12 protein-coding genes are annotated in these 13,058 nt (G+C 63.9%); all 12 read left to right on the top strand.

Annotated elements, in window-relative coordinates:
• Window positions 1-114: 114 nt before the first annotated feature.
• The 12 genes from UIB01_RS18085 (at window position 115) to trpC (ending at window position 13,051) form a co-directional block, all read left to right on the top strand.
• Complete coding sequence (locus UIB01_RS18085; protein WP_038663458.1) at window positions 115-1,224, top strand: ABC transporter ATP-binding protein; 1,110 nt, start codon at window positions 115-117, stop codon at window positions 1,222-1,224.
• A gap of 49 nt (window positions 1,225-1,273) precedes the next feature.
• Window positions 1,274-2,305, top strand: coding sequence for an ABC transporter substrate-binding protein (locus tag UIB01_RS18080; protein WP_038663455.1), 1,032 nt, complete (start codon window positions 1,274-1,276; stop codon window positions 2,303-2,305).
• A gap of 63 nt (window positions 2,306-2,368) precedes the next feature.
• The gene (locus UIB01_RS18075) at window positions 2,369-3,622 is read left to right on the top strand and encodes an ABC transporter permease (protein ID WP_038663452.1); all 1,254 of its coding nucleotides are present in this window, start codon (window positions 2,369-2,371) and stop codon (window positions 3,620-3,622) included.
• Window positions 3,623-3,685: 63 nt separating this feature from the next.
• Window positions 3,686-4,513 carry an ABC transporter permease gene (locus UIB01_RS18070; protein ID WP_038663449.1) on the top strand — a complete coding sequence of 276 codons (828 nt, stop codon included), beginning with the start codon at window positions 3,686-3,688 and terminating at the stop codon, window positions 4,511-4,513.
• A 12-nt stretch (window positions 4,514-4,525) separates the two neighbouring features.
• Entirely contained in the window at window positions 4,526-5,992 is a 1,467-nt protein-coding gene (gene gabD, locus UIB01_RS18065; protein WP_080695110.1) for an NADP-dependent succinate-semialdehyde dehydrogenase, read from the top strand.
• Window positions 5,993-6,149: 157 nt separating this feature from the next.
• Entirely contained in the window at window positions 6,150-7,430 is a 1,281-nt protein-coding gene (gabT, locus tag UIB01_RS18060; protein ID WP_038663446.1) for a 4-aminobutyrate--2-oxoglutarate transaminase, read from the top strand.
• Between the two features lie 103 nt (window positions 7,431-7,533).
• Window positions 7,534-8,208: a ribulose-phosphate 3-epimerase gene (gene rpe / locus UIB01_RS18055; protein WP_038663442.1), complete on the top strand. Its 675-nt coding sequence runs from the start codon at window positions 7,534-7,536 to the stop codon at window positions 8,206-8,208.
• Window positions 8,205-8,906 carry a phosphoglycolate phosphatase gene (locus UIB01_RS18050; RefSeq protein WP_038663440.1) on the top strand — a complete coding sequence of 234 codons (702 nt, stop codon included), beginning with the start codon at window positions 8,205-8,207 and terminating at the stop codon, window positions 8,904-8,906. Before rpe ends, UIB01_RS18050 begins: the two co-directional genes overlap by 4 nt.
• Before the next feature lie 179 nt (window positions 8,907-9,085).
• Window positions 9,086-10,570 (top strand): anthranilate synthase component I, encoded by a 1,485-nt coding sequence (trpE, locus tag UIB01_RS18045; protein WP_038663437.1) that lies wholly within the window; start codon window positions 9,086-9,088, stop codon window positions 10,568-10,570.
• A gap of 2 nt (window positions 10,571-10,572) precedes the next feature.
• Window positions 10,573-11,166: an aminodeoxychorismate/anthranilate synthase component II gene (locus tag UIB01_RS18040; RefSeq protein ID WP_038663434.1), complete on the top strand. Its 594-nt coding sequence runs from the start codon at window positions 10,573-10,575 to the stop codon at window positions 11,164-11,166.
• Complete coding sequence (gene trpD / locus UIB01_RS18035) at window positions 11,166-12,212, top strand: anthranilate phosphoribosyltransferase (RefSeq protein ID WP_038663431.1); 1,047 nt, start codon at window positions 11,166-11,168, stop codon at window positions 12,210-12,212. The genes UIB01_RS18040 and trpD overlap by 1 nt, the downstream gene beginning before the upstream one ends.
• Window positions 12,209-13,051 (top strand): indole-3-glycerol phosphate synthase TrpC, encoded by an 843-nt coding sequence (gene trpC, locus UIB01_RS18030; RefSeq protein WP_038663428.1) that lies wholly within the window; start codon window positions 12,209-12,211, stop codon window positions 13,049-13,051. Before trpD ends, trpC begins: the two co-directional genes overlap by 4 nt.
• The last annotated feature ends 7 nt before the right edge of the window (window positions 13,052-13,058 follow it).

Raw genomic sequence — 13,058 nt, 5'->3', positions numbered from 1 at the left:
GACTCTCCCTCACGCCTAGGCCAATCGCTCCGCTGTACCGATTTTTCCGCCGCCGCTGCGCTTCTACGCTGTGGCCACGGTTCAACGGTTCAACGGTTACGCAGGTGCAGCAGCATGGTCGAGTCAACGGCGAACGATATCCTGGTGAGCTTTCGCGGCATCCAGAAGAGCTATGACGGTGAGTCGCTGATCGTCAGGGATCTGAATCTGGACATCCGCCGCGGCGAATTCCTCACCCTGCTCGGGCCGTCCGGCTCGGGCAAAACCACCAGCCTGATGATGCTGGCCGGCTTCGAAACGCCCACGGCGGGGGAAATCCTTCTCGATGGCCGGGCGATCAACAACGTGCCGCCGCACAAGCGCGACATGGGCATGGTGTTCCAGAACTACGCGCTATTCCCACACATGACCGTGTCGGAGAATCTGGCGTTTCCGCTCAGCGTGCGCGGCATGGCCAAGCCGGACATCAAGGAGCGGGTCAAGCGCGCGCTGGCGATGGTCCAGCTGGAGGGTTTCCGCAATCGCTATCCGGCGCAGCTCTCCGGCGGCCAGCAACAGCGCGTGGCACTGGCTCGGGCGCTGGTCTTCGAGCCGCAGCTGGTGCTGATGGACGAACCCCTGGGCGCGCTGGACAAGCAGTTGCGCGAGCAGATGCAGATGGAGATCAAGCATCTGCACGAACGCCTCGGCGTCACCGTGGTGTACGTCACCCACGATCAGGGCGAAGCGCTGACCATGTCTGATCGGGTAGCGGTATTCCATCAGGGCCAGATCCAGCAGATCGAAGACCCGCGCACCCTCTACGAAAAGCCAGTGAACACCTTCGTCGCCAACTTCCTTGGCGAGAACAACCGCCTGCCGGCGCATCTGCTCGACCGGCGTGGCGATAGCTGTACGGTCAAGCTCGGCCGCGGCGAAACCGTCGAGGCGCTGGCGGTCAACGTCGGTGCGGCGGGGACGCCGGTCAGCCTGTCGATCCGTCCGGAGCGGGTGCTGCTCAACGGTGCCAGTGCCAACTGCCCGAACCGCTTCACCGGGCGCGTTGCCGAGTTCATCTACCTCGGCGACCACATCCGCATCCGTCTCGAGGTCTGCGGGGTCAACAACTTCTTCGTAAAGCAGCCGATCGCCGAGTTCGACAGCGCCCTGCGCGTCGGCGACGTGGTGCCGATCGGCTGGCATGTCGAGCACGTTCGCGCGCTCGATCCACTGCAGGCGGCTTGAAGCGAAGCGAACAAGAAACCCAAACAACTGCATCAAGGAGCGAACTGGTATGAGCAACTACCTGAAACTGTCCGCGCTGGCGCTCGGGCTCGTCTGTGCCGGTCAAGCCACTGCCAACAGCCTCACCGCGGTGAGCTTCGGCGGCGCCAACAAGCAGGCCCAGGTCAAGGCCTTCTATCAGCCTTGGGAAGCCGCCGGGCATGGTCGCATCGTCGCGGGTGAGTACAACGGCGAAATGGCCAAGGTCAAAGCGATGGTCGACACCAACAGCGTGTCGTGGAACCTGGTGGAAGTGGAGTCGCCGGAACTGTCCCGCGGCTGCGACGAAGGGCTCTTCGAGGAACTCGACCCGAGCATCGTCGGCAACCCGGACGATTTCGTCGAAGGCGCGATCCAGCCGTGCGGCGTTGGTTTCTTCGTCTGGTCGACGGTGCTGGCCTACAACGCCGACAAGCTGAAAAGCGCGCCAGCCAGCTGGGCAGATTTCTGGGATACCGAGAAATTCCCCGGCAAGCGCGGCCTGCGCAAGGGCGCCAAGTACACCCTCGAATTCGCGCTGATGGCCGACGGCGTGCCGGTCAAGGACGTCTATCAGGTGCTGGCCACCAAGGACGGCCAGAACCGCGCCTTCAGGAAGCTCGACCAGCTCAAGCCGCACATCCAGTGGTGGGAAGCCGGCGCGCAGCCGCCGCAGTTTCTCGCTTCCGGCGACGTGGTGATGAGCAGCGCCTACAACGGCCGCATCGCCGCCGTGCAGAACGAGAGCAACCTGCAGATCGTCTGGAGTGGCGGCATCTACGACTTCGATTCCTGGGCCATCCCCAAGGGCGCGAAGAGTCAGGAGCAGGCGCGCAAGTTCATCGCCTTCACCGTCGAGCCGCAGCAGCAGAAGGCTTACTCCGAGAATATCGCCTACGGCCCGGCGAATACCCAGGCCGTGTCGTTGCTGGATCAAAAGCGCCTGGCGCAGATGCCCACCGCGCCGGAGAACATCGCCGACCAGGTGGCGATGGACGTGACCTTCTGGGCCGACTACGGCGAGCAGCTCGAACAGCGCTTCAACGCCTGGGCGGCACGCTGACCTGAGCGCCCCGCCGCATTGGCGGGGCCGGTCCCAGCTATCGGAACGAATCGCGGAGTCTTCATGGCCACAGCAATATCCCTGCCGGCGAACGAGATCGCCGAGCCCAATCTGAAACAGCGACTGGCACGGGCCGAACGGGTGAACAAGCTCAAGTCGCAGGCGCTGATCCTGCCGCTGCTGCTGTTCGTGCTGCTGACCTTTCTGGTTCCCATCGCCTCGCTGCTCTGGCGCAGCGTCGAAAACCCTGAGGTGGTGAACACGCTGCCACGCACGCTGGCAGCGCTGGCTGAATGGGATGGTCGTGGCTTGCCAGCCGAGCCGGCCTATCAGGCGCTGGCCGAGGATCTGTATCAGGCGCGCCGTGAACAGAGCCTGGGCGATCTGTCCAAGCGGTTGAACATGGAGCTGGCCGGCTACCGCAGCCTGCTGACCAAGACTGCGCGGGCGCTGCCGTTTCGCGAGGTGCCTGCCTCCTATCAGGATGCGCTGGAAGCGCTCGACGAGCGCTGGGGTGATCCGGCGTTCTGGCAGGTGATCCAGCGCAACGACAGCGCTGTCACTGGCTATTACCTGCTGGCAGCGCTTGATCACCGTATTGACGAGCTGGGCGAGCTGGCCAAGGTCTCGCCGGATCAGGCGGTGTATCTGGACATCTTCGCCCGCACGTTCTGGATGGGCCTGGTGATCACGGTGATCTGCCTGCTGCTGGCCTATCCGCTGGCGTATCTGCTGGCCAACCTGCCGGCGCGGCAGAGCAACCTGCTGATGATCCTGGTGCTGCTGCCGTTCTGGACCTCGATCCTGGTGCGCGTGGCGGCGTGGATCGTGTTGCTGCAGTCCGGCGGTCTCATTAATGGTGCGTTGCTGAAGATGGGCCTGATCGACGAGCCGCTGCAGCTGGTGTTCAACCGCACCGGCGTGTACATCGCCATGGTGCACATCCTGCTGCCGTTCATGATCCTGCCGATCTACAGCGTGATGAAGAACATCTCGCCGAGCTACATGCGCGCCGCGGTGTCGCTGGGCTGTCATCCGTTCGCCAGTTTCTGGCGGGTGTACTTCCCGCAGACCCTTGCCGGTGTCGGTGCGGGCTGCCTGTTGGTGTTCATCATCGCCATCGGCTACTACATCACCCCGGCGCTGCTCGGCAGCCCGAACGACCAGATGGTCAGCTACTTCGTCGCTTTCTACACCAACACCACCATCAACTGGGGCATGGCCACGGCGCTGGGCGGTTTGCTGTTGCTCGCCACCATGCTGCTGTACGTCATCTACAGCTGGCTGGTCGGTGCCAGCCGTCTGCGGCTGGGTTGAGATGAACCACGTCGCGGCGTGGCCGCCTTTCCAGAGTCTTCATGCCGGGCAGGAGAACCTTTCATGCTGAGCCCCTACATGTCGCCCGTCGAACGGGCCTGGTACTACGCACTGCGCATCCTTTGTGCGCTGGTGCTGCTGTTTCTGATCGTGCCGGTGCTGGTGATCGTGCCGCTGTCGTTCAACTCCGGCTCGTTCCTGGTCTATCCGCTGCAGGGCTTCTCGCTGCGCTGGTACGAGGCGTTGTTCACCTCGGCAGACTGGATGCGCTCGCTGAAGAACAGCTTGCTCATCGCACCGGCGGCGACCTTTCTCGCCGTGGTGCTCGGCACCCTGGCGGCGGTCGGCCTGACCCGCGCGGAGTTCCGCGGCAAGGCGCTGCTGATGACGGTGCTGATCTCGCCGATGGTGGTGCCGGTGGTGATCATCGGTGTCGCCAGCTACCTGTTCTTTGCCCCGCTGGGCCTGGGCAACAGCTACCTGTCGCTGATCCTGGTGCACGCGGTGCTCGGCGTGCCCTTCGTGATCATCACGGTGTCGGCGACGCTGCAGGGCTTCAACTACAACCTGGTGCGCGCCGCGGCCAGCCTTGGCGCCTCGCCGCTGACGGCGTTCTTCCGGGTGACCCTGCCGCTGATCGCACCGGGGGTGATTTCCGGCGCGCTGTTCGCCTTCGCTACCTCGTTCGATGAAGTGGTGGTGACGCTGTTCCTCGCCGGCCCCGAGCAGATCACCTTGCCACGGCAGATGTTCAGCGGCATCCGCGAGAACCTCAGCCCGACCATCGCCGCCGCGGCGACGTTGCTGATCGGCTTCTCCATCGCTCTGCTGCTGACCCTGGAGTGGCTGCGAGGCCGCGCCGAAAAGCTACGCACCCAACAACCTGCCTGACGGAATACGCACATGACTCTGCAACTTGGGCAACCCGATCTGTTGCGCCAAACGGCCTATCTCAACGGTGAGTGGTGCGAGGCCGACAGTGGCGCGCGCACCGAGATCTTCAACCCGGCCACCGGCGAGCTGATTGGCGCCGTGCCGAACATGGGCCGCGGCGAAACCCGCCGCGCCATCGAAGCCGCGCAGGCAGCCCAACCGGCCTGGCGCGCGCTGACCGCGAAGGAGCGCGCGGCGCGCCTGCGGCGCTGGTACGAGCTGATGCTGGAGAACCAGGAAGACCTGGCGCGCATCATGACCGCCGAACAGGGCAAGCCGCTGGCCGAGGCCCGGGGCGAGGTGGCTTATGCTGCTTCCTTTCTCGAGTGGTTCGCCGAGGAGGGCAAGCGCCTCTACGGCGATGTGATTCCTGCCCATGCCGGCGACAAGCGCATCCTGGTGCAGAAGGAGCCGGTCGGCGTCACCGCGGCGATTACGCCGTGGAATTTTCCCAGCGCCATGATCACCCGCAAGGCCGGGCCGGCGCTGGCGGCCGGTTGTGCCATGGTCCTCAAACCGGCACCGCAGACACCGTTTTCCGCACTGGCGCTGGCTGCACTGGCCGAGCGTGCGGGCATTCCGGCTGGGCTGTTTAGTGTGATTACCGCCGATGCGGCAACGTCCCGCGAAGTGGGCGCCGAACTTTGCGAAAACCCAATCGTACGCAAGCTGTCCTTCACCGGCTCGACGGCGGTGGGCATCAAGCTGATGCAGCAGTGCGCGCCGACGCTGAAGAAGCTCTCGCTGGAGCTGGGCGGCAACGCACCCTTCATCGTCTTCGACGACGCCGATCTGGATGCGGCGGTGGAAGGCGCGATGATCTCCAAATACCGTAACGCCGGGCAGACCTGCGTCTGTGCCAACCGCATCTACGTACAGGACGGCATCTACGACGCCTTCGTCGACAAACTCTCCGCGGCGGTGGCGCGGCTGAAGGTCGGCAATGGTGCGGAGGAGGGCGTGACCACCGGTCCGCTGATCGATGCCGCGGCGGTGGCTAAGGTGCAGCGCCATTTGCAGGACGCCCTCGCCAAGGGCGCCACCCTGCTGACCGGCGGCAAACCCCATGCGCTGGGCGGCAACTTCTTCGAACCGACGCTGGTGGGCGGCGTCACTGCCGAGATGGCCGTGGCGCGCGAGGAAACCTTCGGTCCGCTGGCGCCGCTGTTCCGCTTCCGCGACGAGGCCGAGGTGATCCGCCAGGCCAACGACACCGAGTTCGGCCTCGCCGCCTACTTCTACGCCCGCGACCTGAGCCGGGTGTTCCGTGTCGCCGAGGCGCTGGAGTACGGCATGGTCGGCATCAACACCGGAGTGATCTCTACCGAGGTGGCGCCGTTCGGCGGCATGAAGGCCTCCGGCCTGGGCCGTGAAGGCTCGAAGTACGGCCTGAATGAATACGTGGAAATCAAATACCTGTGCCTGGGCGGCATCTGACCAAGCGGCTCAAATCAGGCGTGCAAAATAATGCACGGAGTTTTACTGTAATCCGAACGCTTTGGATGGTGCGGCAGTCGATCATCGTATGCTGCCGCGCCCGCTTCCTGGCGTTCTTTCCGACCCGTGCCGACGATGAGCGGCTACCGAGGAGCTTATGAGCAAGACCAATGAATCCCTGATGCAACGCCGTGTCGCCGCCGTCCCCCGTGGCGTCGGCCAGATCCATCCAATCTTTGCCGACCACGCCAAGAACAGCAGCGTAGTCGACGTCGAAGGCCGCGAGTTCATCGATTTCGCCGGTGGCATCGCCGTGCTGAATACTGGCCACCTGCACCCGAAGATCATCAAGGCAGTGGAAGACCAGCTGCACAAGCTGACCCACACCTGCTTCCAGGTGCTGGCCTACGAGCCCTACGTCGAGCTGTGCGAGAAGATCAACGCGCGGGTGCCGGGTGATTTCGCCAAGAAGACCCTGCTTGTCACTACCGGCTCCGAGGCTGTGGAAAACGCGGTGAAGATCGCCCGCGCCGCCACCGGGCGTGCCGGCGTGATCGCCTTCACCGGTGCCTATCACGGCCGCACCATGATGACCCTCGGGCTGACCGGTAAGGTCGCGCCGTACTCGGCCGGTATGGGCCTGATGCCGGGCGGTATCTTCCGTGCGCTGTACCCCTGCGCCATTCATGGCGTCAGCGTCGATGACTCGATCGCCAGCATCGAGCGCATCTTCAAGAACGACGCCGAGCCGCGCGACATCGCCGCGATCATCATCGAGCCGGTGCAGGGCGAGGGCGGCTTCAACGTCGCGCCGAAGGACTTCATGGCCCGCCTGCGCACACTGTGCGACGAACACGGCATCCTGCTGATCGCCGACGAAGTGCAGACCGGCGCCGGGCGTACCGGCACCTTCTTCGCTATGGAGCAGATGGGCGTGGTCGCCGACCTGACCACCTTCGCCAAGTCGGTCGGCGGTGGTTTCCCGATTGCCGGTGTCTGCGGCAAGGCCGAGATAATGGATGCCATCGCCCCCGGCGGGCTGGGCGGCACCTACGCAGGCAATCCGCTGTCCTGCGCAGCCGCCCTGGCGGTATTGGAAGTCTTCGAGGAAGAGAAGCTGCTCGACCGCTGCAAGGCGGTAGCTGAGAGGCTGACCACGGGCCTCAAGGCAATCCAGGCCAAGCACAAGGAAATCGGCGAGGTGCGCGGGCTCGGCGCGATGATCGCCATCGAGCTATTCGACGATGGTGATCATGCGCGACCGGCTGCCGCCCTTACCTCGCAGATCGTTGCCCGTGCGCGAGACAAGGGGCTGATCCTGCTGTCCTGTGGCACCTACTACAACGTGCTGCGGGTGTTGGTGCCGCTGACTGCCGAAGACGAACTGCTCGACCGTGGTCTGGCCATCATCGGCGAGTGCTTCGATGAACTGACCTGATCCAACGGCGGCGCGCCGGCATCCGCAATGGATGTCAGGCGCGCCGCAACCCTGACCCCTCGGGTACAATGCGCGGCATCTTGCCGTGCTACCCGAGGTCGTCATGCAGTCGTTCGCCATCGCCCCTTCGATTCTTTCCGCCAATTTCGCCCGCCTGGGCGAGGAAGTGGACAACGTGCTGGCCGCCGGCGCCGACATCGTCCATTTCGATGTGATGGACAACCACTACGTGCCCAACCTCACCATCGGCCCGATGGTCTGCTCGGCCCTGCGCAAGCATGGCGTCACCGCGCCCATCGACGTGCACCTGATGGTCAAACCGGTGGATCGCATGATCGGCGACTTCCTCGAAGCCGGCGCCAGCTACATCACCTTTCACCCGGAAGCCTCCGAGCACATCGATCGTTCGCTGCAGCTGATCAAGGACGGCGGCGCCAAGGCCGGCCTGGTGTTCAACCCGGCGACACCGCTGGACGTGCTCAAGTACGTCATGGACAAGGTCGACCTGGTCCTGTTGATGAGCGTCAACCCGGGCTTCGGCGGGCAGAAGTTCATCCCTGGCACGCTGGACAAGCTGCGCGAGGCGCGCGCGCTGATCGATGCCAGCGGCCGCGAGATTCGCTTGGAGATCGATGGCGGCGTCAATCCAAAGAACATCCGCGAGATCGCCGCAGCCGGTGCCGACACCTTCGTCGCAGGCTCGGCCATCTTCAACCAGCCGGACTACAAGGCGGTGATCGACCAGATGCGCGCCGAGCTGGCGCTGGCTCGTCCATGAGTCGTCTGGAACAACTGTTCGACGGCACGTTGCCACGGCTGGTGATGTTCGATCTCGATGGCACCCTGATGGATTCGGTACCGGACCTGGCCGCCGCGGTGGACAAGATGCTGATGTTGCTCGGCCGCGAGCCTGCCGGCATCGAGCGGGTACGCGACTGGGTCGGCAATGGCTCGCGGGTGCTGGTGCGTCGCGCATTGGCCGGGCAGCTGGACCATGATGGTGTAAGCGACGAGCTGGCCGACGAGGCGCTGGCGCTGTTCATGCAGGCCTACGCCGGCGGCCACGAGCTGACGGCTGTCTATCCGGGCGTTCTTGAATGCCTGGACTGGCTGCGCGAGCGTGAGGTGAAGCTCGCGATCATCACCAACAAGCCGGCGCAGTTCATCGAACCGCTGCTGGAGGAGAAGGGGCTGGCCGGTTACTTCGATTGGCTGGTCGGCGGCGATACCTTGCCGCAGCAGAAGCCCGATCCGGCGGCGCTGTTCTGGGTGATGGACAAGGCGGGCGTTGCGTCTGACGAATCGCTGTTCGTGGGGGACTCGCGCAACGACGTACGGGCTGCGAAGGCCGCGACAGTTCGCTGTGTCGCCCTTACCTACGGCTACAACCACGGCGAGCCCATCGCGGATGAGCAGCCAGCGCTGGTGCTCGACGACCTGCGCGAGCTGGTTGCTTCGGCTCCGGGCCTGCGCTAGTGTGGCCGGACTCTTTTTGACCCACCGAAGAGATCAGCTCGTGGTGCTCACCCGCAGACAATGGATGAAAGTCATCAAGGCCTTGGCCCGTTGGCGCTGGCGCGCCTGACTTTTCCTGCCGGCCAGGCCGGCGCGTTTGCCGTTGTTCGTTCGAATCCTCCTCAGACCACGAGGCTGACATGACCCGCGAAGAATTCCTGCGTTTGGCCGCCGAAGGCCATAACCGCATCCCTCTGTCGTTCGAAACCCTTGCCGACTTTGACACGCCACTGTCGCTGTACCTGAAATTGGCCGATGCGCCGAATTCCTATCTGCTTGAATCCGTTCAGGGCGGCGAGAAGTGGGGGCGCTATTCGATCATCGGTCTGCCGTGCCGCACCGTGCTGCGCGTGCAGGATCACCGCATCAGCGTGGCCACCGATGGCATCGAGACCGAGGCCTGCGAGGTCGAGGATCCGCTGACCTTCGTCGAATCCTTCCAGCAGCGCTACCGCGTCGCGCCGGTCGAAGGCCTGCCGCGCTTCAATGGCGGGCTGGTCGGCTATTTCGGCTATGACAGCGTGCGCTATGTCGAGCGCAAGCTGGGCAACTGCCCCAATCCGGATCCGTTGGGCACGCCGGATATCCTGCTGATGGTTTCCGACGCCGTGGTGGTGTTCGACAACCTTGCCGGCAAGTTGCACTGCATCGTGCTGGTCGACCCGTCGCAGCCGGACGCCTACGAGGCAGGTCAGGCTCGCTTGCAAGCGCTGCGGGCGAAGCTGCGCCAGTCGATCACGCCGCGGCTGGGCCTGGATTTCGAAAGGAGCAACGGTGCCGAACCGACCTTCCGCTCCAGCTTCAGCGACGAGGATTACGAGCAGGCCGTCAACCGCATCAAGGACTACATCCTCGCCGGCGACTGCATGCAGGTGGTGATTTCCCAGCGCATGTCGATCCCGTTCAAGGCCGCACCCATCGATCTCTACCGCGCGCTGCGCTGCTTCAACCCGACGCCCTACATGTACTTCTTCAACTTCGGTGACTTCCACGTGGTGGGGTCGTCGCCGGAAGTGCTGGTGCGGGTTGAGGAGGGTCTGGTCACGGTTCGTCCGATCGCCGGCACGCGTCCGCGCGGTGCCAACGAGGAAGCTGATCTGGCGCTGGAGCAGGACCTGCTCAGCGATGCCAAGGAGCTTGCCGAACACCTGATGCTGATCGACCTGGGCCGCAATGATGTCGGGCGCGTCGCCGAGACCGGTACCGTGCGCCTAACCGAGAAGATGGTCATCGAGCGCTATTCGAATGTCATGCACATCGTCTCCAACGTCACCGGTCAGCTCAAGGCACCGTTGACGGCGATGGACGCGCTGCGCGCGATCCTGCCGGCCGGCACGCTCTCCGGGGCACCGAAGATCCGCGCTATGGAAATCATCGACGAGCTGGAACCGGTCAAGCGTGGTGTCTATGGCGGCGCCGTCGGCTATCTGGCCTGGAACGGCAACATGGACACCGCCATCGCTATTCGCACCGCGGTAATCAAGGACGGCGAGCTGCACGTGCAGGCTGGTGCAGGCATCGTCGCCGACTCGCAGCCGGCGCTCGAATGGGAAGAGACGCTGAACAAGCGCCGCGCCATGTTCCGCGCAGTGGCCCTGGCCGAACGCGACCAGCAGGAGAACTGATCATGCTGTTGATGCTCGATAACTACGATTCCTTTACCTACAACGTCGTGCAATACCTTGGCGAGCTTGGTGCTGACGTCAAGGTGGTGCGCAACGACGAGCTGAGCGTGGCTGAGATCGAAGCGCTGAATCCGGAGCGCATCGTCGTCTCGCCGGGCCCGTGCACGCCGAACGAGGCGGGTGTGTCGCTGGAGCTGATCCGTCATTTCGCCGGCAAGTTGCCCATTCTCGGCGTTTGTCTCGGCCACCAGAGCATCGGTCAGGCCTTCGGTGGCGATGTGGTGCGCGCTCGGCAGGCCATGCATGGCAAGACCAGTCCGGTGTTTCACCATGATCAGGGTGTGTTCGCAGGGCTCAACAATCCGCTGACCGTCACCCGGTACCACTCGCTGGTGGTCAAGCGCGAGACGTTGCCCGAGTCCCTGGAGATCACCGCCTGGACCCAGCTGGACGATGGCTCGGTCGACGAGATCATGGGCTTGCGCCACAAGACGCTGAACATCGAGGGCGTACAGTTCCACCCCGAATCGATCCTCACCGAACAGGGCCATGAGCTGTTCGCGAATTTTCTGAAGCAGACCGGAGGCGTGCGCTGATGGATATCAAGGAAGCCCTCAACCGCATCGTCGGCCAGCTCGACCTGACCACTGAAGAGATGCAGGCGGTGATGCGCCAGATCATGACCGGTCAATGCACTGATGCGCAGGTCGGTGCGTTCCTCATGGGCATGCGCATGAAGAGCGAAACCATCGACGAGATCGTCGGCGCGGTGCAGGTCATGCGTGAGCTGGCCGCTCCGGTGCGTTTCGACACCGATAAGCTGGTCGATACCTGCGGCACCGGTGGCGACGGCATGAATATCTTCAATGTGTCCACCGCTGCCTCGTTCGTTGTTGCCGCGGCTGGCGGCAAGGTCGCCAAGCACGGTAACCGCGCAGTATCCGGCAAGAGCGGCAGCGCCGATCTGCTCGAGGCGGCCGGGGTCTTTCTCGACCTGACGCCCGAACAGGTGGCGCGTAGCGTCGATACGGTCGGTGTCGGCTTTATGTTCGCCCCGGCACATCATGGCGCCATGAAGCATGCAGCCGGCCCTCGCCGCGAACTCGGTTTGCGTACCTTGTTCAACATCCTCGGCCCCATGGCCAACCCGGCCGGCGTCCGCCATCAGGTGCTTGGCGTGTTCAGCAAAGCGTTGTGCCGGCCGATGGCCGAGGTGCTGTCGCGTCTGGGCAGCAAGCATGTACTGGTGGTGCATGCGCAGGATGGCCTGGATGAAATCAGCCTGGCGGCGCCGACCCATGTCGCTGAGCTGAAGGATGGTGAGATCCGCGAATACAGCATTCAGCCCGAGGATTTCGGCATCAAGAGTCAGAGTCTGATCGGCCTGAATGTCGAGGACGCACAGGCCTCGTTGGCCTTGATCCGTGATGCGCTGGGACGACGACAGAGCGAAAACGGCCAGAAAGCTGCTGACATGATCGTGCTCAATGCCGGTGCCGCGCTGTATGCCGCCGACCTGGCGAGCAACCTGAAGCAAGGCGTCGAGATGGCGCACGACGCGCTCAGCACTGGACTGGCGCGTGACAAGCTGGAGGAACTGGTGTCCTTCACCGCAGTGTTCAAGCAGGAGAATCAGAAATGAGCGTGCCGACCGTGCTCGAAAAGATCATCGCGCGCAAGTTCGAGGAGATCGCCCAGCGTAGTCGTGAAGTTGGCCTAGGCGAGCTTGAGCAGCGGGCAGCCGTGGCCGATCCGGTGCGGGGTTTTGCCGCTGCGATCGAGCGGCGTGTGCGCAGCAAGGAGCCGGCCGTCATCGCCGAGGTGAAGAAAGCGTCGCCGAGCAAGGGCGTCATTCGTGACCCGTTCCTGCCCGCCGAAATTGCCGCCAGCTACGAGGCGGGTGGCGCAGCTTGCCTTTCGGTGCTGACCGACATCGATTTCTTCCAGGGGGCCGACGCGTACCTGCAGCAGGCGCGTGCGGCCTGCTCACTGCCGGTAATCCGCAAGGATTTCATGATCGACCCGTATCAGGTGGTCGAAGCGCGAGCGCTTGGCGCCGACTGCATTCTGCTGATCGTCGCGGCACTGGACGATGCGCGTATGCACGAGCTGGCCGCGGTAGCCAAGGACCATGGGCTGGATGTGTTGGTCGAGGTGCACGATGCTGTCGAGCTGGAGCGTGCTCTGCGCTTGGAAACACCGCTGGTGGGCATCAACAACCGCAACCTGCATACCTTCGAGGTCAATCTGGAAACCACACTGGATCTGCTGCCGCGGATTCCGAAGGATCGGGTGGTGGTGACCGAGAGCGGGATCTTCAATCGAGCCGATGTCGAGCTGATGGAGATCAACCAGGTCTATGCGTTCCTGGTTGGCGAGGCGTTCATGCGCGCCGAGCAACCTGGTGTCGAACTGCAGCGCCTGTTCTACCCTGATCGTTCGCGCGGCCGCGTGGCCCCTGTGGCTGCCGATCCGGAGTGACCGCCTG

The organism is Stutzerimonas decontaminans, assembly GCF_000661915.1.
Taxonomy (GTDB): Bacteria; Pseudomonadota; Gammaproteobacteria; order Pseudomonadales; family Pseudomonadaceae; genus Stutzerimonas; species Stutzerimonas decontaminans.
This window is presented reverse-complemented; position numbering and strand designations above follow the sequence as displayed.

Coding starts and splice junctions, on each gene's coding strand:
- UIB01_RS18085 (WP_038663458.1), top strand. CDS start 115: ATGGTCGAGTCAACGGCGAACGATATCCTGGTGAGCTTTCGCGGCATC.
- trpD (WP_038663431.1), top strand. CDS start 11,166: ATGGATATCAAGGAAGCCCTCAACCGCATCGTCGGCCAGCTCGACCTG.
- trpC (WP_038663428.1), top strand. CDS start 12,209: ATGAGCGTGCCGACCGTGCTCGAAAAGATCATCGCGCGCAAGTTCGAG.
- UIB01_RS18080 (WP_038663455.1), top strand. CDS start 1,274: ATGAGCAACTACCTGAAACTGTCCGCGCTGGCGCTCGGGCTCGTCTGT.
- UIB01_RS18070 (WP_038663449.1), top strand. CDS start 3,686: ATGCTGAGCCCCTACATGTCGCCCGTCGAACGGGCCTGGTACTACGCA.
- trpE (WP_038663437.1), top strand. CDS start 9,086: ATGACCCGCGAAGAATTCCTGCGTTTGGCCGCCGAAGGCCATAACCGC.
- UIB01_RS18050 (WP_038663440.1), top strand. CDS start 8,205: ATGAGTCGTCTGGAACAACTGTTCGACGGCACGTTGCCACGGCTGGTG.
- gabD (WP_080695110.1), top strand. CDS start 4,526: ATGACTCTGCAACTTGGGCAACCCGATCTGTTGCGCCAAACGGCCTAT.
- UIB01_RS18075 (WP_038663452.1), top strand. CDS start 2,369: ATGGCCACAGCAATATCCCTGCCGGCGAACGAGATCGCCGAGCCCAAT.
- UIB01_RS18040 (WP_038663434.1), top strand. CDS start 10,573: ATGCTGTTGATGCTCGATAACTACGATTCCTTTACCTACAACGTCGTG.
- gabT (WP_038663446.1), top strand. CDS start 6,150: ATGAGCAAGACCAATGAATCCCTGATGCAACGCCGTGTCGCCGCCGTC.
- rpe (WP_038663442.1), top strand. CDS start 7,534: ATGCAGTCGTTCGCCATCGCCCCTTCGATTCTTTCCGCCAATTTCGCC.